The organism is Pseudomonas sp. ACN5 (genome assembly GCF_002303975.1).
Lineage (GTDB): Bacteria > Pseudomonadota > Gammaproteobacteria > Pseudomonadales > Pseudomonadaceae > Aquipseudomonas > Aquipseudomonas laurylsulfatiphila.
In genome coordinates this window covers 43,078-65,244 of record NZ_MRCP01000020.1, presented here as the reverse complement: position 1 = coordinate 65,244, position 22,167 = coordinate 43,078, and the positions used below count along the sequence as shown (strand labels likewise).

Annotated in this window: 19 protein-coding genes and 1 pseudogene; 15 read left to right on the top strand and 5 right to left on the bottom strand. The window is 61.8% G+C overall.

What is annotated here, in order from left to right:
• Position 1 precedes the first annotated feature (1 nt).
• Positions 2–670, bottom strand: coding sequence for an ABC transporter ATP-binding protein (locus BSF40_RS27815; protein WP_095967718.1), 669 nt, complete (start codon positions 668–670; stop codon positions 2–4).
• 137 nt (positions 671–807) lie between these two features.
• On the opposite strand from BSF40_RS27815, the gene BSF40_RS27810 reads away from it, so the two are divergent.
• Entirely contained in the window at positions 808–2,781 is a 1,974-nt protein-coding gene (locus BSF40_RS27810; protein WP_095967717.1) for an alkyl/aryl-sulfatase, read from the top strand.
• Positions 2,782–2,815: 34 nt separating this feature from the next.
• Positions 2,816–2,896 (top strand): annotated as a pseudogene (locus BSF40_RS33240) (outer membrane lipoprotein carrier protein LolA); the annotation flags it as partial.
• A gap of 328 nt (positions 2,897–3,224) precedes the next feature.
• On the opposite strand, the gene BSF40_RS27795 reads toward BSF40_RS33240, so the two are convergent.
• Entirely contained in the window at positions 3,225–3,521 is a 297-nt protein-coding gene (locus BSF40_RS27795) for a DUF1330 domain-containing protein (protein ID WP_095967716.1), read from the bottom strand.
• Between the two features lie 70 nt (positions 3,522–3,591).
• On the opposite strand from BSF40_RS27795, the gene ribBA reads away from it, so the two are divergent.
• The 6 genes from ribBA to BSF40_RS27765 all read left to right on the top strand — a co-directional run bounded on the left by ribBA (position 3,592) and on the right by BSF40_RS27765 (position 11,076).
• Complete coding sequence (gene ribBA / locus BSF40_RS27790) at positions 3,592–4,701, top strand: bifunctional 3,4-dihydroxy-2-butanone-4-phosphate synthase/GTP cyclohydrolase II (protein WP_095967715.1); 1,110 nt, start codon at positions 3,592–3,594, stop codon at positions 4,699–4,701.
• A gap of 304 nt (positions 4,702–5,005) precedes the next feature.
• On the top strand, positions 5,006–6,031 hold the full coding sequence (locus BSF40_RS27785; protein ID WP_095967714.1) for an ABC transporter substrate-binding protein: 1,026 nt from the start codon (positions 5,006–5,008) through the stop codon (positions 6,029–6,031).
• Positions 6,028–6,972: an ABC transporter permease gene (locus BSF40_RS27780; RefSeq protein ID WP_172435766.1), complete on the top strand. Its 945-nt coding sequence runs from the start codon at positions 6,028–6,030 to the stop codon at positions 6,970–6,972. The genes BSF40_RS27785 and BSF40_RS27780 overlap by 4 nt, the downstream gene beginning before the upstream one ends.
• A 6-nt stretch (positions 6,973–6,978) precedes the next feature.
• Complete coding sequence (locus BSF40_RS27775) at positions 6,979–7,788, top strand: ABC transporter permease (protein WP_007976227.1); 810 nt, start codon at positions 6,979–6,981, stop codon at positions 7,786–7,788.
• Between the two features lie 16 nt (positions 7,789–7,804).
• Positions 7,805–8,959 carry an ABC transporter ATP-binding protein gene (locus BSF40_RS27770; RefSeq protein WP_095967712.1) on the top strand — a complete coding sequence of 385 codons (1,155 nt, stop codon included), beginning with the start codon at positions 7,805–7,807 and terminating at the stop codon, positions 8,957–8,959.
• 401 nt (positions 8,960–9,360) lie between these two features.
• A complete protein-coding gene (locus BSF40_RS27765) occupies positions 9,361–11,076 on the top strand; it encodes an amidase (protein ID WP_095967711.1) in 1,716 nt (571 codons plus the stop codon).
• A gap of 495 nt (positions 11,077–11,571) precedes the next feature.
• Here BSF40_RS27765 and BSF40_RS27760 read toward each other — a convergent pair whose 3' ends face one another.
• The gene (locus tag BSF40_RS27760; protein ID WP_095967710.1) at positions 11,572–12,570 is read right to left on the bottom strand and encodes a bile acid:sodium symporter family protein; all 999 of its coding nucleotides are present in this window, start codon (positions 12,568–12,570) and stop codon (positions 11,572–11,574) included.
• 84 nt (positions 12,571–12,654) lie between these two features.
• Between BSF40_RS27760 and BSF40_RS27755 the strand changes: the two genes are divergently transcribed.
• On the top strand, positions 12,655–13,443 hold the full coding sequence (locus BSF40_RS27755) for a helix-turn-helix domain-containing protein (RefSeq protein ID WP_095967709.1): 789 nt from the start codon (positions 12,655–12,657) through the stop codon (positions 13,441–13,443).
• Between the two features lie 143 nt (positions 13,444–13,586).
• Here the strand turns inward: BSF40_RS27755 and BSF40_RS27750 are convergent, their stop codons facing one another.
• Positions 13,587–14,687 (bottom strand): polyamine ABC transporter substrate-binding protein, encoded by a 1,101-nt coding sequence (locus tag BSF40_RS27750; protein WP_095967708.1) that lies wholly within the window; start codon positions 14,685–14,687, stop codon positions 13,587–13,589.
• Between the two features lie 450 nt (positions 14,688–15,137).
• Between BSF40_RS27750 and BSF40_RS27745 the strand changes: the two genes are divergently transcribed.
• Complete coding sequence (locus tag BSF40_RS27745) at positions 15,138–15,755, top strand: glutathione S-transferase family protein (protein WP_095967707.1); 618 nt, start codon at positions 15,138–15,140, stop codon at positions 15,753–15,755.
• Positions 15,756–15,949: 194 nt separating this feature from the next.
• On the opposite strand, the gene BSF40_RS27740 is transcribed toward BSF40_RS27745, so the two are convergent.
• Positions 15,950–17,356: a cytosine permease gene (locus tag BSF40_RS27740; RefSeq protein WP_095967706.1), complete on the bottom strand. Its 1,407-nt coding sequence runs from the start codon at positions 17,354–17,356 to the stop codon at positions 15,950–15,952.
• Positions 17,357–17,680: 324 nt separating this feature from the next.
• Between BSF40_RS27740 and BSF40_RS27735 the strand changes: the two genes are divergently transcribed.
• The 5 genes from BSF40_RS27735 to BSF40_RS27715 all read left to right on the top strand — a co-directional run bounded on the left by BSF40_RS27735 (position 17,681) and on the right by BSF40_RS27715 (position 21,911).
• Positions 17,681–18,166, top strand: coding sequence for a flavin reductase family protein (locus BSF40_RS27735; RefSeq protein WP_095967705.1), 486 nt, complete (start codon positions 17,681–17,683; stop codon positions 18,164–18,166).
• A 230-nt stretch (positions 18,167–18,396) separates the two neighbouring features.
• Complete coding sequence (locus tag BSF40_RS27730) at positions 18,397–19,440, top strand: LLM class flavin-dependent oxidoreductase (protein ID WP_095967704.1); 1,044 nt, start codon at positions 18,397–18,399, stop codon at positions 19,438–19,440.
• 174 nt (positions 19,441–19,614) lie between these two features.
• Positions 19,615–19,767, top strand: coding sequence for a hypothetical protein (locus tag BSF40_RS32825; RefSeq protein WP_172435765.1), 153 nt, complete (start codon positions 19,615–19,617; stop codon positions 19,765–19,767).
• A 75-nt stretch (positions 19,768–19,842) separates the two neighbouring features.
• Positions 19,843–20,520 carry a cysteine hydrolase family protein gene (locus BSF40_RS27720; RefSeq protein WP_095967703.1) on the top strand — a complete coding sequence of 226 codons (678 nt, stop codon included), beginning with the start codon at positions 19,843–19,845 and terminating at the stop codon, positions 20,518–20,520.
• Between the two features lie 5 nt (positions 20,521–20,525).
• Positions 20,526–21,911, top strand: coding sequence for a cytosine permease (locus BSF40_RS27715; protein WP_095967702.1), 1,386 nt, complete (start codon positions 20,526–20,528; stop codon positions 21,909–21,911).
• Positions 21,912–22,167: the final 256 nt, after the last annotated feature.

The following is a 22,167-nucleotide window of genomic DNA, read 5'->3' as shown; positions in this document are numbered from 1 at the left end:
GTCAGCGCTCGCCCACACCGGCCAGGCGACCACCGCACAGCAAGGCCTTTTGCGCCAGCCGCGCCGCCACGCCGGGACTGTGGGTGACCATCAGTAGGCTGGTGGGACTGTCGTCGAGCAATTCCAGCAGCAACTGCAACACCTCGGCGCCGGTGGTTTCATCGAGGCTGCCGGTGGGCTCGTCGGCCAGCAGCAATGGCGGGCGCGACGCCAGCGCCCGGCCCAGCGCGACCCTTTGCTGCTGGCCGCCGGACAGTTGCTCCGGGTAGCGCCGCAACAGCTCGTCCAGGCCCAGTCGCTGCACCAGATGGGCTTGCCAGCGTGGGTCATGACGCCCGGCCAGACGCGCCTGAATCGCCAGGTTGTCTTCGACCCGCAGGCTGCCGATCAGGTTGAATTGCTGGAACACCAGGCCGATTTCCGTACGGCGCCAGTTTGCCAGTTGCCCTTCATTCATCTGTTCCAGGCGATGCTCGCCACTGCGGATGCTGCCGCGGTCGACCTTGTCCAGCCCGGCGATCAGGTGCAGCAACGTGCTTTTGCCACTGCCCGACTCGCCCATCAGCGCCAGGCTGCTGCCGGGCCTGAGCGTCAGGTCGACGCCTTGCAGCACCGGCAGCGGTCCCTGCGGTGTGGCGTAGCTTTTGAAAACGCCATGGACTTCAAGCATGGGTCAACCTGCTGGGTATGCGTGGCTCAAGGATAGCGGCCCTGAATGTTTTTTGTCCGTTGCCGATGATCGCCCTGCCCGTGCCCCGCCCTACCCTCGAAGCTGGTCTAGCCATAACGATAAAAAACGGAGACACCATGCCTCGTTTCACCTTGAGCCCTCGCGGGCTGCTCGCTTGCCTGATCACCGCCTGCCTGGCGCAACCGGTGATCGCCGCCGATGCACCGGTCGCGGCCAGCCCGCAAACCATGGCCAGTAACGCCGCCGTGCTGAAACAACTGCCCTTTACCGATCGCACCGATTACGAGTCGGTCACCAAGGGGCTGATCGCGCCCTTCAAGGGCCAGGTCAAGGACGCCTCGGGCAAGGTCATCTGGGATATCCAGGCCTATGACTTCCTCGCCAAAGACCAGGCCCCCGAGTCGGTCAACCCGAGCCTCTGGCGCCTGGCCCAACTCAGCGCCCATGCCGGATTGTTCGAAGTCAGCCCCCGGCTGTATCAGGTGCGCGGCCTCGACCTGGCGAACATGACCATCATCGAAGGCGACGACGGGCTGATCATCATCGACCCGCTGACCATGGCCGAAACCGCCAAGGCAGCACTGGAGCTGTACTACCAGAACCGCCCGCACAAACCGGTGGTGGCGGTGATCTACAGCCACACCCACGTCGACCACTTCGGTGGCGTGCGCGGGGTCATCGACGAAGCCGACGTCAAGGCCGGCAAGGTCAAGGTGTTCGCGCCCGCCGGGTTCATGGAACACGTGATGAGTGAGAACGTCTACGCCGGCAACGCCATGAGCCGCCGCGCGCAGTTCCAGTTCGGCAGCCTGCTGCCCCGTGGCGAAAAAGGCCAGGTCGATGCCGGCCTGGGCAAGAGCACACCGAGCGGCGGCACCGTCACCCTGATCCCGCCCACCGACCTGATCGACAAGGCACTGCAGACCCGCACCATCGCCGGCCTCGAGGTGGAATTCCAGTTGACCCCGGGCACCGAGGCGCCCGCGGAAATGAACCTGTACCTGCCGCAATTGCGTGCCTTGTGCATGGCGGAAAACGCCACGCAAATGATGCACAACATCCTCACCCCGCGCGGCGCGCAAGTGCGGGACGCCAAGGCCTGGGCCGAGTACCTGGACGGCAGCCTGGGGCGATATGGCGACAAGAGCGACGTGCTGTTCGCCCAGCACAACTGGCCGACCTGGGGCGGCGAACGCATCCGCACCTTCCTCGCGGACCAGCGCGACATGTACGCCTTCCTCAATGACCGCACCCTGCACCTGCTGAACCAGGGCCTGACGCCGCTGGAAATCGCCGACTCGATCAAGAAACTGCCCGGCAGCCTGGACCAGAAGTGGTACACCCGTGGCTACTACGGCTCGCTGAGCTTCAACACCCGTGCGGTGTATCAGCGCTACATGGGGTTCTATGACGGCAACCCGGCCAACCTCAATCCACTGCCACCTGTGGAAACGGCGAAGTACACGGTCGAGGCCATGGGTGGCGAAGCGGCGGTACTGGAGAAAATGCGCGCGGCGATGACCAAGGGGGAGTACCGCTGGGCCGCGCAACTGGGCAATCAATTGCTGTTCGCCAACCCGGACAATGGCGATGCGCGCAAAGCCCAGGCCGAGGCGCTGGAGCAGATGGGCTATCAAAGCGAAAACGCCACCTGGCGCAACATGTACCTGACCGGCGCCATGGAACTGCGCAACGGCGTACCGCCCCATGCGGGCACTTCGGTGTCGGTCGACATGGTGCGGGCGATGAGCCCGCAGATGTTCTTCGACTTCCTGGCAGTGCGCCTGGACAGCGAAAAGGCCGCAGGCCATGACCTGACCCTGAACTGGACCTTCGAGGACCTGAACAAGGACTTCAACCTGACCCTGCGCAACGGCGTGCTGACCCACCGCGTCGGCCTCAACGCCCAGGCGGATGCCAGCGTGACCATGAGCAAGGCCACCCTGGAACAGATCAGCCTCAAGCAACTGGACATCCCCACGGCGATCCAGAAAGGCCTGATCAAATTGCAAGGCAATGGCAAGAAGCTGGGGGAGTTGATGACCAGCCTCGATACGTTTGCGCCGCAGTTCAATATCGTTACCCCGTGAACCCAGATCCCCTGTAGGAGCGAGCTTGCTCGCGATGGAGGCCAACGATGACGCGGGGAGCCTGACACCCCGCGGTGCTCTCAGGTTTTTCGCGAGCAAGCTCGCTCCTACAGTTGAGCTGGGTACATTCGAAAGAAATTGGTCGGCTGGCAGGACGCCTTCGCTGGCAAGCCAGCTCCCACAATTTGACCGAGTACATCTGAAAGAGATTGGTCGGCTGTCAGGCCGCCTTCGCGAGCAGGCTCGCTCCCACAGAAGAGCAAGGGCAGATCGGCGTACACCCACGCGTCCCACCAGTCATCAGGCCGAGCGTTAGCTCGCCTGCCGCTCTTGATCTTGATCCACCCGCCCCCTCGGCAGGCTGAGCGCAGGTGTTCATCCGGGGATGGGCGCGCAGCGCCAGCCGCCGTTACCGAAGAAACGGATTTGTACACATTCGCAATTCAGAGCGGCGCCACGCCTTCGACGATGATGACCTCAGCCAAAGCCACTCCCTCACGATACCCACGCGCCTCCTGATACAACGCCGAGTGATAGCACGCCACCGCCTGCTCGTAGGAATCAAACTCGATCACCACACTGCGCTGCGGCGTCGCCCGACCCTCCATCGCCTCGCTACGCCCTCCCCGCGCCAGAATCCGACCGCCATACAGGGCAAACGCCTGTGGCGCCCGCCGGGTGTATTGGCTGTACTGATCAGGGTCAGTGACATCCACATGAGCAATCCAGTACGCCTTCATAGTGACCTCTCGGTTTATTTTGTATTATGGTATACCACATTACCCATCCCACAAACACTGAGACTCCAGCATGGCCTTCAACAGCATCGAAGAAATCATCGAAGACTACCGCCTCGGCAAAATGGTCCTGCTGGTCGACGATGAAGACCGGGAAAACGAAGGCGACCTGTTGCTGGCCGCCGACTGCTGCACACCCGAGGCAATCAGCTTCATGGCCCGTGAAGCCCGTGGCCTGATCTGCCTGACCCTGACCGACGAACACTGCAAACGCCTGGGCCTGGAGCAAATGGTGCCGAGCAACGGCAGCGTGTTCAGCACCGCGTTCACCGTGTCCATCGAGGCCGCCGTCGGCGTGACCACCGGTATCTCCGCCGCCGATCGCGCCTGCACCGTGGCCGCCGCCGTCGCCGCCAACGCAGGTCCCGCCGACATCGTGCAACCGGGCCACATCTTCCCGCTGCGCGCCCGGGAAGGCGGCGTGCTGACCCGCGCCGGCCACACCGAAGCCGGTTGCGACCTGGCCCGCCTGGCCGGCCATACGCCCGCCTCGGTGATCGTCGAAGTGATGAACGACGACGGCACCATGGCCCGCCGCCCGGACCTGGAAGTGTTCGCGCACAAGCACGGGATCAAGATCGGCACCATCGCCGACCTGATCCACTACCGCCTGAGCACCGAACACACCATCGTGCGCATCGGTGAACGTGACTTGCCGACGGTGCACGGCACCTTCCGTCTGATCACCTTTGAGGATCGCATCGAAGGCGGTGTGCACATGGCCATGGTCATGGGCGATCTGCGCCGCGATGAGCCGACGCTGGTGCGCGTGCATGTGATCGATCCGTTGCGCGACCTGGTCGGCGCCGAATACAGCGGGCCGACCAACTGGACCTTGTGGGCCGCCTTGCAGCGTGTCGCCGCCGAAGGCCACGGCGTGGTGGTGGTGCTGGCCAATCACGAATCCTCCCAGGCGCTTCTGGAACGCGTGCCGCAATTGACCCAGTCGCCCCGGCAGTTCAGCCGTTCGCAGTCGCGGATTTATTCGGAGGTGGGCACCGGCGCGCAGATCCTGCAGAACCTGGGTGTCGGCAAACTGCGCCACCTGGGACCGCCGTTGAAATATGCGGGCTTGACCGGGTATGACCTGGAGGTGGTGGAGAGCATTCCATTCACCGAGTGATCCTCGGCTGAATGCAATCCCCTGTGGGAGCGGGCTTGCTCGCGAAAGCGGTATGTCTGACAGAGAGATGTCGACTGACACTCCCTCTTCGCGAGCAAGCCCGCTCCCACAGGGGGAATGCGTCGACACTGAAAAAGCGCTTTTGGCTGATAGCCGGTACGGCAAAGTGCTTGCACAAAGCTTGGAATACCATAATATGATATTCCATAGACCGGACAGTCAGCACTGACTCGCCGGACCTACTGCTCCCGATAGGCGGGCACTCGAAAGCCCCGCTCATAAACACAACAATGAGGGCGTGAAAATGGTGTTGAACAAACGTGCGACCGCGGTTCTTTTTGCGGGACTGCTGAGTGTGACCAGCCAGGCATTGCTGGCGGCCGAAAGCGTCAACTTCGTCAGTTGGGGCGGCAGCACCCAGGATGCGCAGAAGCAGGCCTGGGCCGATCCGTTCAGCAAGGCCAGCGGCATCACCGTGGTGCAGGATGGCCCGACCGACTACGGCAAGCTCAAGGCCATGGTCGAAAGCGGCAACGTGCAATGGGACGTGGTCGACGTCGAAGCCGACTTCGCCCTGCGCGCCGCCGCCGAAGGCTTGCTCGAACCCCTCGATTTCAAAGTCATCGAGCGCGACAAGATCGACCCGCGCTTCGTCAGCGATCACGGCGTTGGCTCGTTCTTCTTCTCCTTCGTCCTCGGCTACAACGAAGGCAAGCTCGGCGCCAACAAGCCTCAGGACTGGTCCGCGCTGTTCGACACCAAGACCTACCCCGGCAAACGCGCCCTCTACAAATGGCCAAGCCCTGGCGTGCTCGAACTGGCGCTGCTGGCCGACGGTGTAGCGGCGGACAAGCTCTATCCGCTGGACCTGGACCGTGCGTTCAAGAAACTCGACACCATCAAGAAAGACATCGTCTGGTGGGGCGGTGGCGCGCAGTCGCAGCAACTGCTGGCCTCCGGTGAAGCGAGCATGGGCCAGTTCTGGAACGGCCGGATTCATGCCCTGCAGGAAGACGGCGCCCCGGTCGGCGTAAGCTGGAAGCAGAACCTGGTCATGGCCGACATCCTGGTCATTCCCAAGGGTTCGAAAAACAAGGACGCGGCGATGAAGTTCCTGGCCAACGCCAGCAGCGCCAAAGGACAGGCCGACTTCTCCAACCTGACCGCCTACGCCCCGGTCAACGTCGACAGCGTGGCGCGCCTGGACTCGGCGCTGGCCCCGAACCTGCCGACCGCTTATGCAAAGGATCAGATCACTCTTGATTTCGCATACTGGGCCAAGAACGGTCCGGCCATTGCGACACGGTGGAACGAATGGCTGGTCAAATGAAAATGACGGCAACCGCGCCTCGTCCTTCCACGGCCTCCGGGAGCGCCATCGGCGCTGCCGGTCCGGCAGTCGGCCAGCCCCTTGCAAAGCAAGCCTCGCCGTCGCTGAAACAGCGTTGGCGTGGCGCCAGTAACCTGGTCCCCGCCCTGCTGTTTCTCGGCCTGTTCTTTCTCGCGCCGCTGATTGGGCTGCTGCTGCGCGGCGTGCTGGAACCGGTGCCGGGCCTGGGCAACTACGAGCAACTGTTCGCCAACTCGGCCTATGCCCGGGTCCTGCTCAACACCTTCTCGGTGGCGGGCCTGGTCACGCTGTTCAGCCTGTTGCTGGGCTTCCCGCTGGCCTGGGCGATCACCCTGGTGCCGCGCGGATGGGGGCGCTGGATCCTCAACATCGTGCTGTTGTCGATGTGGACCAGCCTGCTCGCCCGCACTTATTCCTGGCTGGTGTTGCTGCAAGCCTCCGGGGTGATCAACAAGGCGCTGATGGCCATGGGCATCATCGATCAACCGCTGGAGATGGTGCACAACCTCACCGGTGTGGTGATCGGCATGAGCTACATCATGATCCCGTTCATCGTGCTGCCGTTGCAGGCGACCATGCAGGCCATCGACCCGATGATCCTGCAGGCCGGTTCGATCTGCGGCGCCAGCCCCTGGACCAACTTCTTCCGGGTGTTCCTGCCGCTGTGCCGGCCGGGGCTGTTCTCCGGCGGCCTGATGGTGTTCGTGATGTCCCTCGGTTACTACGTGACCCCGGCGCTGCTGGGCGGTGCGCAGAACATGATGCTGCCCGAGTTCATCATTCAGCAGGTGCAGTCGTTCCTCAACTGGGGCCTGGCCAGCGCCGGCGCCGCGTTGCTGATCGTGATCACGCTGGTGTTGTTCTACTTCTACCTGAAGCTCCAGCCGGAATCCCCGGTTGGCGCCAGCAACGCGAGGTAAGCCGTCATGCTCCTGACCCCCAATGCCATGAGCCGCCGGATGCGCTTCGGCCTCTATGCCACCACCGGGCTGATCGGTCTGTTCCTGCTGCTGCCGATCGTGTTCATCGTGCTGCTGTCGTTCGGCTCGTCGCAATGGCTGGTGTTCCCGCCGCCGGGCTGGACGCTGAAATGGTACGGCCAGTTCTTCTCCAACGCCGACTGGATGAACGCGGCGATGGCCAGCCTCAAGGTGGCGGTGCTGACGACGTTCTTTGCCGTCGCGCTGGGCCTGCCGACCGCGTTCGCCCTGGTGCGTGGCCGCTTCCCTGGCCGGGAAATGCTCTACGGCCTGTTCACCCTGCCGATGATCGTGCCGCTGGTGATCATCGCCGTGGCGGTGTACGCGCTGTTCCTGAAACTCGGTTACACCGGGACCATGTTCGCTTTCGTGGTCAGCCATGTGATCGTGGCGTTGCCGTTCACCATCATCTCGATCATCAACTCGCTGAAGTTGTTCGATCAGTCGATCGAGGATGCAGCGGTGATCTGCGGCGCCTCGCGCCTGCAAGCGGTGTTCAAGGTGACCTTCCCGGCGATCCGCCCGGGCATGGTGGCCGGCGCCCTCTTCGCCTTCCTCGTCTCGTGGGATGAAGTGGTGCTGAGCGTGATGATGGCCAGCCCGACCCTGCAAACCCTTCCCGTGAAAATGTGGACCACCCTGCGCCAGGACCTGACGCCCGTGATCGCCGTCGCCTCGACGCTGCTGATCGGCCTCTCGGTACTGGTCATGGTGATCGCCGCCGCTCTGCGCCGGCGCAACGAAATCAGCGCTTGAGCGCCAGGAGTACGACATGAGTGCAGTGATCAAAGATTCCGCGCAGCAAAATGACAAACCCCTGGTCAGCCTGCGTAACCTGAACAAGCACTACGGCGACTTTGCCGCCGTGGACAACATCTCGCTGGACATCAAGGACGGTGAATTCCTCACCTTCCTCGGCTCCAGCGGCTCGGGCAAAAGCACCACGCTGTCGATGCTCGCCGGCTTCGAAACGCCGAGCAGCGGCGAGATCCTGGTCAACGGCCAGTCGCTGGTCAACGTGCCGCCGCACAAGCGCGACATCGGCATGGTGTTCCAGCGCTACTCGCTGTTCCCGCACCTGTCGGTGCGCGACAACATCGCCTTCCCGCTGACCATCCGCAAACTGGCTGCCGCCGAACGCGAACGCCGGGTCGATGCGATGCTCAAGCTGGTGCAGCTTGAGCAATTTGCCCATCGCCGCCCTTCGCAACTGTCCGGTGGCCAGCAGCAACGCGTCGCCATCGCCCGGGCACTGGTTTACGAACCACGCATTTTGCTGATGGACGAACCCCTCGGCGCGCTGGACAAAAAACTGCGCGAAGACTTGCAGGATGAACTGCGCCAGCTGCATCGGCGCCTGGGCATCACCATCGTCTACGTGACCCACGATCAGGAAGAAGCCATGCGCCTGTCCCAGCGCATCGCGATTTTCAGCCACGGCAAGATCGTTGGCCTGGGCAGCGGTTATGACCTGTACCAGAACCCGCCGAACGCCTTTGTCGCCTCGTTCCTGGGCAACTCCAACTTTCTCAAGCTCAAGGCCCAGGGCAATGCGGTGGCGACCTTCGAGGGGCAACCGCTGTCGATCCGACTCACCGCCGGCCTGCACACCGACCAAGACGTGCTGCTGATGGTACGCCCGGAAAAAGCCCTGGCCCTGAGCAATGAACAAGCCCTGGCCGAACCGCTGGCCGCCGGCTGGAACGAAGTCTCGGCCAAAGTCGTGGAAGTGCTGTTCCTCGGCGAAAGCCAGACCTGCAGCGTGATCACTGCCGGCGGCACCTCGATGACGGTCAAGGCACTGTCCGCCGCCGGCATGCCGCTCAAGGCCGGTGACCCGGTGCGGGTGCGTTGGGCCACCGCCGATGCCTGCGTCTACACCGAATGGGCCGAAAGTGACCTGAACAAGGCTGCCGGCGCTCACTGATCCATTGGCCTGCGCGCGCGGGCCACTATAATGCGTCACCCTCGGGCCACCACAACGTCGGGTTGTGGTGGCCTTTTTTTGCTCTTCTGTAGGAGCAGCCGGTCGACGCTCGATTGCTCGCGATGGACTTTAACGATGACACGCAAACTGGATAAACGTGGAGCACTTGAGCCCATCGCCGGCAAGCCGGCTCCTACAGGTTCCAGGGATGGCGTGAAGTCGCCTGTAAGATAAATTGGACAACGGATTCCTAAAGTCCCGGTTTAATGCTAAATAGTGCTCAGTATTTTTAACACCCGACCCTGTCGTGCCACACAGTGCAACGAGAATAACGATATGAAAGTCCATTTCGAGAAAAGTGAAGTGTTTGGGACCCTCCACCTGCAAGCGGCGGTGGCAGCATGATCGAAGTCACCGAAGTTTCCATTGCCGAGCTGCGCGCCGCGCTCGAATCCGGCCAGACCACCTCGGTTGAACTGGTCCAGGCCTATCTCGCGCGGATCGACGCCTATGACGGCCCCGAGACGCCCACGGCACTGAACGCGGTGGTGGTGCGCAACCCCGAGGCTCTCGCCGAAGCACAGGCCGCCGACGCCCGTCGCGCCAAGGGCCAGACGCTGGGTCCGCTGGACGGCATCCCTTACACCGCCAAGGACAGTTATCTGGTCAAGGGCCTCACCGCCGCTTCCGGCAGCCCGGCCTTCAAGGACCTGATCGCCTATCGCGATGCGTTCACCATCGAGCGCCTGCGCGCCGCCGGGGCGATCTGCCTGGGCAAGACCAACATGCCGCCGATGGCCAACGGCGGGATGCAGCGCGGCGTCTACGGCCGTGCCGAGAGCCCGTACAACGCCGGCTACCTCACCGCCCCTTTCGCCTCCGGTTCGTCGAACGGTGCCGGCACGGCCACCGCGGCAAGTTTCGCCGCTTTCGGTCTGGCGGAAGAAACCTGGTCGAGTGGTCGCGGCCCGGCCTCGAACAACGGGTTGTGCGCCTACACCCCTTCGCGCGGCGTGATCTCGGTACGCGGCAACTGGCCGCTGACCCCGACCATGGACGTGGTCGTGCCGTTTGCCCGGACCATGGCCGACCTGCTCGAAGTGCTCGACGTGGTGGTCGCCGATGACCCGGACACCCGTGGCGATCTGTGGCGCCTGCAACCCTGGGTGCCCATTCCGAAATCGTCCGAGGTACGCCCGCAATCCTATGCCGCGCTGGCGGCGAACAGCGAAGCGCTCAAAGGCAAGAAGTTCGGCGTTCCGCGCATGTACATCAACGCCGACCCTGAAGCCGGCACCTCCGAAGCGCCGGGCATCGGTGGCCCGACCGGCCAGCGCATCAACACCCGTCCTTCGGTGATCGGCCTCTGGGAACAGGCGCGCAAGGCCCTCGAAGACGCCGGTGCGCAAGTGATCGACGTGGACTTCCCGCTGGTCTCCAATTGCGAAGGCGATCGTCCTGGCGCGCCAACCGTGTTCAATCGCGGCATCGTCTCCAAGGAATTCCTGCACCATGAACTGTGGGACCTGACCGCCTGGGCGTTCGATGACTTCCTGCAGGCCAACGGCGATCCGAAATTGAATCGCCTGGTCGATGTCGACGGCCCGCTGATCTTCCCTCACGACCCGGGCACCCTGCCCAACCGCGAGGGCGACCTGGTCGCCGGCATGGACGAATACGTGCGCATGGCCGAGCGCGGCATCACGCCGTGGGACCAGATCAGCACAGTGCCCGACGGCCTGCGCGGACTGGAGAAGACCCGCAAGATCGATCTGGAAGACTGGATGGATCGCCTGGGCCTCGACGCGGTGCTGTTCCCGACGGTCGCCGATGTAGCGCCGGCGAATGCCGATGTCGATCCGCATTCGGCGGATATCGCCTGGAGCAACGGTATATGGGTCGCCAACGGCAACCTCGCCATCCGCCACCTCGGCGTGCCAACGGTCACCGTGCCGATGGGCGTGATGCCGGACATCGGCATGCCGGTCGGCCTGACCTTTGCCGGGCGCGCCTATGACGACTCGTCACTGCTGCACCTGGCATCGGCGTTCGAGTCCACCGGCAGCAAACGCATGATCCCGCCGCGCACCCCGCCATTGGCGGCTGACAAGCAGTAATGTAAGAGCTGGCTTGCCAGCGATGGTCGTTAACGATTACGCGTGTTAACCGGATAAACGCGGCGTCCTTGAGTCCATCGCCAGCAAGCTGGCTCCCACAGTTTTAGCGTGGGCACGGTCCCCTGTGGGAGCTGGCTTGCCTGCGATGGTCGTCAACGATAACGCGTGTGAACTGGATAAACGCGGCGCGCTTGAGTCCATCGCCAGCAAGCTGGCTCCTACAGGTATTGCGTGAAAAACGTCGCGGACGCGGTCCCTTGTGGGAGCTGGCTTGCCAGCGATGTTCGTTAACGATTACGCGTGTTAACCGGATAAACGCGGCGTCCTTGAGTCCATCGCCAGCAAGCTGGCTCCTACAGTTTCAGCGTGGGCACGGTCCCCTGTGGGAGCTGGCTTGCCTGCGATGTTCGTTAACGATTACGCGTGTTAACCGGATAAACGCGGCGCTCTTGAGTCCATCGCCAGCAGGCTGGCCCCTACAGTTTTCCGGGATTTTCAGGGATCGACCTGGGCCATCAGTTGCGGAATCGATTCCGGGCGATTGGCAAAACGCTGCGCCAGCACCGCACAGACCATCAGTTGAATCTGGTGGAACAGCATCAACGGCAGGATCAACACGCCAATGGTGCTACCGGCAAACAACACCTGCGCCATCGGCACACCGGTCGCCAGGCTTTTCTTCGAGCCGCAGAAAAGAATGGTGATGCGGTCTTCCTGATTGAAGCCGAACGCCTTGCCCAGTACGGTCGAGGCCACCAACACCAGCGCCAGGACCACGCAGCACGCCACCACCAGCCCAACCAGGTCCAGCAACGGAATCTGGTGCCAGAGGCCTTCGATCACCGCTTCGCTGAACGCGCCGTAGACCACCAGCAAAATTGAACCCTGATCGACGAACCTCAGCCAACTCTTGTTGCGCGCCACCCAGTTGCCGATCCAGCGCCGCGCGATCTGCCCGGCTATGAACGGCAGCAGCAACTGCACGCTGATCTTGAGGATGGCGTCGAGGGTCGAGGCGCCTTCGCCGTGCACATTGAGCAGCAGGGTCACCAGCAAGGGTGTGAGGAAAATCCCGAACAGGCTCGACGCCGCCGCGCTGCAGATCGCCGCCGGGATGTTGCCCCGCGCCAGCGAAGTAAAGGCAATCGCCGACTGCACCGTGGCGGGCAGCGCACACAGGTACAGCATGCCCATGTACAGGTCGTTGCCGATCAGCGGTGACAGCAGCGGCTTGAGCGCCAGGCCGAGCAGCGGGAACAGCACGAAGGTCAGGCTGAACACCAGCAAATGCAGGCGCCAGTGCCCGGCACCGGCAATGATCGACTCGCGGGACAGCTTGGCGCCATGCAGGAAAAACAGCAGCGCGATGGCGATGTTGGTCAGCCAGCCAAAACCGACCGCGACCTGGCCGCTGGCAGGCAGCAGGCTGGCGAGCGCGACCACGCCGATCAGGGTCAGGGTGAAGTTGTCGGGTAACAAACGGGGGCGCGTCATGGGTTGATCATCCGGGGGTTGCCAGTACGTGAAAGCGACTCTAACGTGACTGGATATTACCGACTAACGCCGATGAGCCCACCGATGCCGCCTAAAGGACATGACAAAAGTATCCGGCGCAGTATTCCCGGGCTGTCCAGCCTGCCAAGGCCGCTCTACGGCCGTACCGAATCGCTGCCCAATCGCGCCCTGACCCGGCGCCACAGCCACCCGTGGGTGCAGCTGTCCTATGCGATCCAGGGCGTGCTCGAAATCCAGACCGGCATCGGGCGCTTCGTGGCCCCGCCGGAGCGTGCGGTGTGGATTCCGGCGGGCATGCCGCACCGGGTGTTCAGTTCGCCGCGCACGGAAATGCGCAGCCTGTACATCGATTGCAGCGTCTCGACCTGGGCGCCGCCGGGCTGTCATGTGTTGGCGGTCAGCGATCTGTTGCGCGAGTTGATCCGTGCCTTCAGTCAGGTTCCGGTGGAATACGACCAGGATGGCGCACACGGCCGGTTGGCCCAGGTGATTCTCGATCAGTTGGCTGAGGCCCCCCAGATCGACCTGATGCTGCCGCTGCCCCAGGACAGCCGATTGCGGCAAATCGCGCAAAGCCTGGAGTCGCACCCCGAGCAACAAACCACCCTCAGTCACTGGAGCGACCAGTTCGGCGTCACCGAGAAAACCCTCAGTCGCCTGTTCCTGCGCGACACCGGCCTGACCTTTCGCGCCTGGCGCCAGCGCTTGCGCCTGCTCGGCGCCCTGACACCGCTGGAACAGGGCGAGCGAGTGACCGACGTCGCACTGGCCTGCGGCTACGACTCAACGTCGGCGTTTATTGCGGCGTTTCGTCAGCAGTTTGGTGAAACGCCGGGGGAGTTTTTTCGATAAATTCGACACAGGACGACCTGTAGGAGCGAGCTTGCTCGCGATGGACTTAAGAGCGCCGCGTTTAGCCAGTAAACACGCGTTATCGTTAACGACCATCGCGAGCAAGCTCGCTCCTACAGGGATCTCACAAAAATACCCCAGTGTTACTGATCAGACTTGATGCTGGTCCACACCCGCGTGCGCACCCGCTCGAGCTTTTGCGGCAATGGCTGCACGACGTACAGCGTCTTCAATGCCTCGCTGGTCGGTGTCAGGTTCGGGTTGCCGGTGATGTCCTTGTTGATCAGCGCCAGCGAGTCCTTGTTGGCATTCGGGTAACCGAGGAAGTCGCTGATCGGCGCGATGACTTTCGGGTCCAGCAGGTTGTTGAGGAATTCGTGGGCCTCTTCGACGTTCCTGGCGCTTTTGGGGATGGCGAAGGTGTCGAACCAGATCGGCGCGCCCTCTTTCGGCAGGCGCCAGTCGACGACCACACCGTTGCCCGCCTCTTTGGCGCGGTTGCCGAACTGATAGAAGCTGCCGGAATACCCGATGGCCACGCAGATATCGCCGTTGGCGATGTCGGTCATGTACTTGGCGGAGTTGAAGTAGGTGACGTAAGGGCGGACCTTGAGCATCAGCGCCTTGGCTTTTTCGTAGTCATCCGGGTTCTGGCTGTTCGGGTCCAGCCCCAGGTAATGCAGGGCCAGCGGCAGGATCTCCGACGGCGAGTCGAGCATCGCGACGCCACAGGCCTTGAGCTTCTCCATGTTCTCGGGCTTGAACACCAGGTCCCAGCTGTCCACCGGCGCATTCTCGCCCAGCGCCGCCTTGACCTTGGCCGGGTTGAAACCGATCAGCACGGTGCCGTACATGTAGGGCACGCCGTACTGGTTACCCGGGTCGTTCTTGTCCAGCAGCTTGAGCAACGCCGGGTCCTGGTGCGACCAGTTCGGCAGTTTGGACTTGTCGAGTTTCTGGAACACGCCGGCCTTGATCTGGGTTTCGATGAACTGGTTCGAGGGCACCACCAGGTCGTAGCCCGAGTTGCCGGTGAGCAGCTTGGCTTCCAGGGACTCGTTGGTGTCGAAGGTGTCCCAGGTCACCTTGATCCCGGTGTCCCGGGCAAAATCCTTGGGTACGGACGGCAGGATGTAGTCTGCCCAGTTGTACACCCGCAATTCGCGCGTTTCGGCGTGCACCGCACTGGCCAGCAGCGACAGTCCGCAAACGGTGGCGCCCAGTATGCGTTTCATTGAGTCCATGGATCATTTCCCCAAGTGTGGCGTGAGTTCGATGGTTTTTATGTTCTGTACACGGCAGCGGCCTTGAAAATAGCCAAGGGCAAGGAAGTCAGCTTCTGGTTGTGATTCTTGCCGAGGGCGGGGCCGGTTCACAGCGTGAGTCAGGCCAAAAGGAGATCGAAACGGCCAAAATACCTGTCCGCATTGATCAGCGTCGCGAGGCGTTTCACCGACAGTGCGGCGGCCAACCCATACATCGTTTTTTCTGTGGGAGCGAAGCGAAGTCGCAGGTGTATTGCCCGGCAGGCTATTATCAAACGCGGTGAAAGTCGTTTTCGTAGAGGGATACGGCTTGTCGCGCAGGGGTATGGACGATCACTGTTGTTGAATATCGGTGCGGCGGATTTTCATCATACTGACCTCATCGGCAGTGTTCACTGGCTGCCTGTGTGCACTCAAGGAGCAATGCCCATGAACGATCGGATAGAGCTGTTCGGCGCCAGTACCGGCAACAGTCTGCGGGCCGCGATCGCCCTGGAAGAGTCGGGCATCGCCTACACGGCACGCAAGCTCGACCTGTATGCGCAGGAGCACCGCGGGCCGGACTTCCTGGCGCTTAACCCGGCCGGGAAAGTGCCGACCCTGATCGATCACGGGACGACACCGCCGCTGGTCATCAACCAGTCCAACGCCATCATCCAGTACGCCGACTCCATTGCCCCCGGAAAGCTGGCACCGGCGCAGCCGGGACCTGTGCGCACCCGAGTGATCGATCGCTATTTCTTTTTCGTGACCGATGTCATCGCCCCCAGCCATGCCGCGTTTTTTCTGCACAAGGAAGGGCAGGACAAAGCGGCGGCGATCATCGATCTGCGGGTGATCGAACAACTGACCTACTCGGAACGTTTTTTGACCGGCGGATTCATGGCCGGCGAACAGTTTTCCATGGCCGACATTTCGGCGTTCACCATCGCCATGGCATTCCGTGACCGGCTGGACTGGAAGCTGCTTCCACGGCTATCGCGCTGGTTCGACACGGTCGAAGCCAGGCCAGCGGTACAACGCGGCCTGAATGCGTTCAAGCAGTGATGAGCAATCAGCGAACACAAAAATGCCCGACACGTTACCGTCACTGTAGGAGCGAGCTTGCTCGCGATGGACTCAAGAGCGCTGCGTTTAGTCAGTAAACACGCGGTATCGTTAACGTCCATCGCGAGCAAGCTCGCTCCTACAGTGACGGCGACGCGCCGGGCATTTTCAATCGAACATCAAACGATTTTGCCTCAGTCGGTGTAGCCGAACTTCACCGCACGGCTTTCCTGCGCCTGGCTGCGCGTAGCGAGGCAGTAATACAACGGGCATGTCACCACCAGCCCCACCAGCCACGACAGGTCCGCGCCGTCTACCAGATTGGCGTATGGCCCGACATACAGTGAAGTGTTGGCGAATGGCAACTGCACGATGATGCCGATGAAGTAGGCGATGATCGCGTGCAGGTTGAAACGCCCGTAGATGCCGCCGTCTGCGCGGAAGATCGAGGCGATGTCGTAGCGGCGACACTTGATCAGGTAGAAGTCGATCAGGTTGATCGACGCCCAGGGCACCAGCACCAGCAACAGCGCCAGAATCAGGCCGATGAACTGCGAAATGAAGTTCGCCGAGGCACCCAGCGCCACCACGCAGCAACCCGCCAGGATAATGCCCGACAACACCACGCGCACCTTGATGCTCGGCGTCCACTGGCTGGCGAAGGTCTGGATCGAGGTGATGATCGACAGCACCGCGCCATACAGATTCAGGGCGTTGTGGCTGATGATGTTAAGCAGGAACAGCACCATCAGGATCGGCCCCAGCCAACCGGTGGACTGCTTGACCGCCGCCATCGCCTCGGTGCCTTCGGGCGTCGCCAGTACCGCCACGGCACCGAAGGTGAACGACAGGATCGTGCCCAGGGTCGCCCCCAGGTAAGTGGCGAAGAACGGCCGGGTGATGCCGATGTCCGCCGGCAGGTAGCGCGAGTAGTCCGACACATACGGCGAGAAACTGATCTGCCAGATGATGCCCAGCGAGACCGTGGCCAGCCAGCCCGACAGGTTGAATCCGCCGCGAGTGAAGAAGTCCGCCGGCAGGTCATGGGCGAAGATGTAGAGGAAACCGGCGAGCAACGCGCTGCCCATGACCCAGGTGCCGATGCGGTTGAGGGTGTGGATGAAGCGATAACCGATCACCCCGATGGCCGTGGCGCTGAGTGCGCCGATGAGAATGCTGGCCGGCACCGGAACCGACGGCGCAATGCCGACGATCGATTTGCCAGCCAACACGATGTTGGAGATGAAGAAGCCGATGTAGATCAACGCGGCGAAGAACACGATCAGCAGCGCGCCATAGCGGCCGAACTGACCACGACTCTGGACCATTTGCGGAATGCCCATGCACGGCCCCTGGGCCGACGCCAGCGCAATCACCACACCGCCGACCATGTGCCCGAGGGCAATCGCCAGCAGGCCCCAGAACAGGTTGAGGTGGAACACCTGGACCACCATGGCGCCGGTGACGATGGGCAGTGGCGCGATGTTGGTGCTGAACCACAGGGTGAAAAGATCGCGGGCCTTCCCATGGCGCTCTGCGAGTGGAACGTAGTCGACCGTATGGTTCTCGATCAACGGATCTTGCCGGGACATCTGGGACATGTGCATGAACTCGAGTTTGTCTGTTCTTATCTTTGTATGAAGCCAAACCGGGGGGACTCTCTGGCCGCCCCTCAGATGCGGACCATATTATGGTATTCCAAACTTTAAACAAGACTGATCCGGTCTTTGAACAAGCCTCTGAACCGGCATCCTGCCCGATTCACGCCCACATTTGTTAGCCAATAGCCCAGCAATCATTGGGTTTCCGACGAAAGCAGTACGTTTATCGGTTCACTCAAAAAGACCTTGCAATCGATGTATTACGGTATACCATCAGACCTATAAACACATAAAAACAGCGTCACACCACCCGAGGACCGTCCAATGATCGATGCCGCCATCTACAAACAAGTCATGGGCTCGTTCCCGTCCGGAGTGACCGTGATCACTACGCTCGATGAAGATGGGCAAATCGTCGGCCTGACCGCCAGCGCCTTCAGCTCGCTGTCGATGGACCCGGCCCTGGTGCTGTTCTGCCCCAACTACAGCTCCGACTCCTACCCGGTCCTGATCAGGAACAAGCGCTTTGCGATCCACGTGCTGTCCGGCGGCCAGCAAAGCGAAGCCTATGCCTTCGCGCGCAAAGGCAAGGACAAGGCCCAGGGGATCGAGTGGACGCTCAGCGAGTTGGGCAACCCGATTCTGGCCAACGCCACGGCGGTCATCGAATGCGAGTTGTGGCGCGAATATGAAGGCGGCGACCACGCCATCATGGTCGGCGCGGTGAAGAACCTGATCGTGCCCCAGCAGAGCAACGGGCCACTGGTGTATTGCCACGGCAAGATGGGTGCCCTGCCCGTTCTGGCCTGAACCCTCTGAATCACCGCATCCCCCTGTGGGAGCGGGCTTGCTCGCGAAGACGGAGTGTCAGTCAACACATATGCCGCCTGGAAGTTCGCTTTCGCGAGCAAGCCCGCTCCCACACTGGTTAGCGTTAGCCGCGAAGATAAGTCATTTGCGGAAATCATGTATTATGGTATACCAATAACCATCAGGCCCGCAGTCGACAGGCCAACAACAAAAGATCCGAGGTAAGCGTCATGAAGTTTTCCCTGTTCGTACACATGGAACGTTGGGACGAAAGCGTCAGCCACCGCCAGTTGTTCGAAGACCTGACCGAACTGACGCTGATGGCCGAAGCCGGTGGTTTCAGCACTGTGTGGATCGGCGAGCACCACGCCATGGAGTACACCATTTCGCCGAGCCCGATGCCGTTGCTGGCTTATCTGGCGGGCAAGACCACCACCATTCACCTGGGTGCCGGCACCATCATCGCGCCGTTCTGGCATCCGCTGCGGGTGGCCGGTGAATGCGCGTTGCTCGACGTGATCAGCAACGGCCGCATGGAAGTCGGTTTGGCCCGTGGGGCCTACCAGATCGAATTCGACCGCATGGCCGGCGGCATGCCAGCCTCCTCCGGCGGCCAGGCGTTGCGGGAAATGGTTCCGGTGGTGCGGGCCTTGTGGAACGGCGACTACGCCCATGACGGCGACATCTGGAAATTCCCGACCTCCACCAGCGTGCCCAAGCCGATCCAGCAACCGAACCCGCCGATGTGGATCGCCGCCCGCGACCCGGACTCGCACAACTTCGCGGTGGCCAACGGCTGCAACGTCATGGTCACGCCGCTGATGAAAGGCGACGAGGAAGTCCTCGACCTGAAGAACAAATTCCAGGCCGCCCTGGACAACAACCCGGACGTGCCACGCCCGCAACTGATGGTGTTGCGACACACACACGTGCACACCGCCGACGATCCAGAAGGCTGGAAAGTCGGGGCCAAGGCGATCTCGAAGTTCTATCGCACCTTCGATGCCTGGTTCGGCAACAAGACCACCCCGGTCAACGGCTTCCTCGCACCGAGCCCGGAAGAGAAATTCGCCGGTCGCCCCGAGTTCGAACTCGAGAGCCTGCACAAGACCGCCATGATCGGCACCCCGGAAGAAATCATTCCGCGCATCAAGTACTACCAGGAACTGGGCGTGGACGAATTCAGCTTCTGGTGCGATAACAGCCTGCCCCACGCGCAGAAGAAAAAATCCCTGGAGCTGTTTATCAAGCATGTGGTGCCAGCGTTTCGCTGATTACGCCGCCCCGCGACATCAACTGTAGGAGCGAGCTTGCTCGCGATGGACGCCAACGATAACGCGGACCATCTGAATGAACGCGTTGTCCAGAGTTTTTCGCGAGCAAGCTCGCTCCTACAGGTACGCATTTGTCCTGTGGAAGCAAGCGCGCCCCCACAAGAGTCGATTCCAATGATCACTGATCGTCTCCCATCACTCGCCCTTCCCTCCGGCGCCGCGCGGGCTTACCTGCGCGGTGAATGGACCGCCTCGCACCTGCATTTCAAGCGCCTGCGCGCCAGCGTTTCGGCCAAGCAGAACGGCTTCTGGCAAATAGTTCACTGAGCCCACCCGAACAGCCAATCACGCACCCCGCGTCTCGTGCGGTGCTTTGTATTCGCCTTTGATCAGGTTTGCCCAATGAACAATAACAACGCGCTGTTGATCATCGACATGCAGCAGGAGGACGGTTTCGTCCTGGAGAACCTCGACAGGGTGGTCGCCCATACCGCCGCCTTGCTCGATACCGCCCGCCATCAGCGGATGCCTGTCATCTATACCCGTCACGTCAATCAGGCCGACGGCAGTGACCTGCCCCCCGGCGAACCCCTGGCCGCCGACTGTGGCCCCGGCAGCTACCGCGCCGGCACCCGGCAAGTGGAAATCATCGAGTCGCTGACGCCGCAGTCTGGTGAATGGGTCATCGACAAGGGCCGGTACAGTGCCTTTCACCGCACCGACCTCGATGCCCGACTCAGGGCCATGGAGGTCGACACGCTGATCATCTGCGGCGTGTTGACCGACGTCTGCGTCCTGACCAGCGTGTTCGATGCCTTTGCCCTGGGCTATCGCGTGCGCCTGGTCAGCGATGCCTGCACCACGACCACCGAGGCCGGGCATTATTCGGCCCTGCTGATCATGGCCAACTGGGTCTACTCACTGGAAATCCTTACCACGACCGAATGCCTGCGCGCCCTGGAACAGCGCGACTACCTGAGCCTGATCCCCGAGCGTCCGGACTTGTTTGCCCACCAGCCCCATGAGCTGCAAAGCACCATCGCCCGTCTGCAATCCCGTCTCGTCCGGACTCAGGAGTGATCGCCATGCAAGTCGAAAAAAGAAGCATCGATTTCATCCCCGACACCGAACGCCACGGCAAACCGGGTTCGCTGTTCTATATCTGGTTCGGCGCCAACATGAACATCACCACCATCGCCTCCGGCGTGTTGCCGGTGGTGATGGGGCTCAACCTGTTCTGGAGTGCGCTGGCGATCATTGTCGGCTCGTTGCTGGGGGCGATTTTCATGGCCTCCCACTCGGCCCAGGGACCGAAGCTGGGCATTCCGCAGATGATCCAGAGCCGGGCGCAATTCGGCGTGCTGGGGGCGGTGTTGCCGCTGCTGTTCGTGATGCTGATTTACCTGGGTTTTTTCGTCAGCAACACCTTGCTCGCGGCCCAGGCGCTGGAGTCCGTCAGCCCGCTGCCGATGTCCGGCAACATCTACCTGATCGGCGCGTTGTGCTTTGTCGTCGCCCTCTATGGCTATCGGTTGATTCACCGCTTGCAGAAGCTGCTGTCGATCCTGTCGCTGGTGGTGTTCGTGGCCGCCACGGTGCTCGCCTTGCAGTTGCCGATCCCGGTCGAACAATGGCTGCCGACCGGTTTCTCGTTGTCGAAGTTCCTGGTGGCGGTGAGCATCGCCGTGACCTGGCAACTGTCCTACGCGCCTTATGTCGCCGACTACTCGCGCTACCTGCCGAGCCACACACCGACTGCGCAAGTGTTCTGGTACAGCTACGCCGGCACGGTCAGCGGTGGTGCGTGGATGATGATTCTCGGGGCGATCCTGAGCGTCGGCATCGGCAACTTTTCCAGCAACGTCGGCGGGCATGTCGCCGGTCTGTTCGGCACTGGCGCAGTACTGCTGTTCGCCTTCATCGTCTATGGCCAGGTGTCGATCAACGTGTTCAACCTATACGGCGCGTTCATGTCGACCATCACCGTGATCGAGCCATTCGCCCGACTCAAGGTGACGCCGCGGGTGCGCGGTGTGTTCATGCTGCTGATCAGCCTGGTGGCCACGGCCCTGTGCACCATCAGTCAGGACGACTTCATCAACTTCTTCCTGAACTTCATCTTCTTCATGAGCTACTTCCTGATCCCGTGGACAGCGATCAATCTGGTGGACTACTACTGCCTGCGCAAAGGCCAGTACCGGATTGACGACATCTTCGACCTGGACGGGATCTACGGGCGAGTCAACCGGATTGCCTGCGGCAGTTTCCTGCTGGCGATCGCCCTGGAAATTCCGTTCATGAACACCACGCTGTACGTCGGCCCGGTGGCCACGGCGCTGGACGGGGTGGATCTGGCGTGGGTGGTCGGGTTGCTGGTGCCGGCGGTGAGTTATTACTGGCTGATGAAGCGGCGCACACAATCTGTGGCGAGGGAGCTTGCTCCCGTAGGGTCGCGAAGCGAACCCAATTGACGCCTGACAGTATGAATTCCGATTTTTAGGGCTGCTACGCAGCCCAACGGGAGCAAGCTCCCTCGCCACCAATGGCAATCAACAAAAATCAGGCAAAAAAAATCCCGGGCAGCTGATGGACGCCCGGGACTTAAAAATGCATAAACCGTGGTGGTGAACGCGGCGCGGATATTACGGAATATTTCGGCCTGTAACAAGATATTTTAATTCACTATCCAGTTACTAAACGCTCTAAGCCCTTATATATCCACATATT

What these genes read in the sequence shown, in the direction of transcription:
- BSF40_RS27815 (WP_095967718.1), bottom strand. Translation starts at nt 670, where the DNA reads ATGCTTGAAGTCCATGGCGTTTTCAAAAGCTACGCCACACCGCAGGGA.
- BSF40_RS27720 (WP_095967703.1), top strand. Translation starts at nt 19,843, where the DNA reads ATGAACAATAACAACGCGCTGTTGATCATCGACATGCAGCAGGAGGAC.
- BSF40_RS27765 (WP_095967711.1), top strand. Translation starts at nt 9,361, where the DNA reads ATGATCGAAGTCACCGAAGTTTCCATTGCCGAGCTGCGCGCCGCGCTC.
- BSF40_RS27755 (WP_095967709.1), top strand. Translation starts at nt 12,655, where the DNA reads ATGCCGCCTAAAGGACATGACAAAAGTATCCGGCGCAGTATTCCCGGG.
- ribBA (WP_095967715.1), top strand. Translation starts at nt 3,592, where the DNA reads ATGGCCTTCAACAGCATCGAAGAAATCATCGAAGACTACCGCCTCGGC.
- BSF40_RS32825 (WP_172435765.1), top strand. Translation starts at nt 19,615, where the DNA reads ATGATCACTGATCGTCTCCCATCACTCGCCCTTCCCTCCGGCGCCGCG.
- BSF40_RS27775 (WP_007976227.1), top strand. Translation starts at nt 6,979, where the DNA reads ATGCTCCTGACCCCCAATGCCATGAGCCGCCGGATGCGCTTCGGCCTC.
- BSF40_RS27745 (WP_095967707.1), top strand. Translation starts at nt 15,138, where the DNA reads ATGAACGATCGGATAGAGCTGTTCGGCGCCAGTACCGGCAACAGTCTG.
- BSF40_RS27810 (WP_095967717.1), top strand. Translation starts at nt 808, where the DNA reads ATGCCTCGTTTCACCTTGAGCCCTCGCGGGCTGCTCGCTTGCCTGATC.
- BSF40_RS27735 (WP_095967705.1), top strand. Translation starts at nt 17,681, where the DNA reads ATGATCGATGCCGCCATCTACAAACAAGTCATGGGCTCGTTCCCGTCC.
- BSF40_RS27760 (WP_095967710.1), bottom strand. Translation starts at nt 12,570, where the DNA reads ATGACGCGCCCCCGTTTGTTACCCGACAACTTCACCCTGACCCTGATC.
- BSF40_RS27750 (WP_095967708.1), bottom strand. Translation starts at nt 14,687, where the DNA reads ATGGACTCAATGAAACGCATACTGGGCGCCACCGTTTGCGGACTGTCG.
- BSF40_RS27730 (WP_095967704.1), top strand. Translation starts at nt 18,397, where the DNA reads ATGAAGTTTTCCCTGTTCGTACACATGGAACGTTGGGACGAAAGCGTC.
- BSF40_RS27715 (WP_095967702.1), top strand. Translation starts at nt 20,526, where the DNA reads ATGCAAGTCGAAAAAAGAAGCATCGATTTCATCCCCGACACCGAACGC.
- BSF40_RS27740 (WP_095967706.1), bottom strand. Translation starts at nt 17,356, where the DNA reads ATGTCCCAGATGTCCCGGCAAGATCCGTTGATCGAGAACCATACGGTC.
- BSF40_RS27770 (WP_095967712.1), top strand. Translation starts at nt 7,805, where the DNA reads ATGAGTGCAGTGATCAAAGATTCCGCGCAGCAAAATGACAAACCCCTG.
- BSF40_RS27795 (WP_095967716.1), bottom strand. Translation starts at nt 3,521, where the DNA reads ATGAAGGCGTACTGGATTGCTCATGTGGATGTCACTGACCCTGATCAG.
- BSF40_RS27780 (WP_172435766.1), top strand. Translation starts at nt 6,028, where the DNA reads ATGAAAATGACGGCAACCGCGCCTCGTCCTTCCACGGCCTCCGGGAGC.
- BSF40_RS27785 (WP_095967714.1), top strand. Translation starts at nt 5,006, where the DNA reads ATGGTGTTGAACAAACGTGCGACCGCGGTTCTTTTTGCGGGACTGCTG.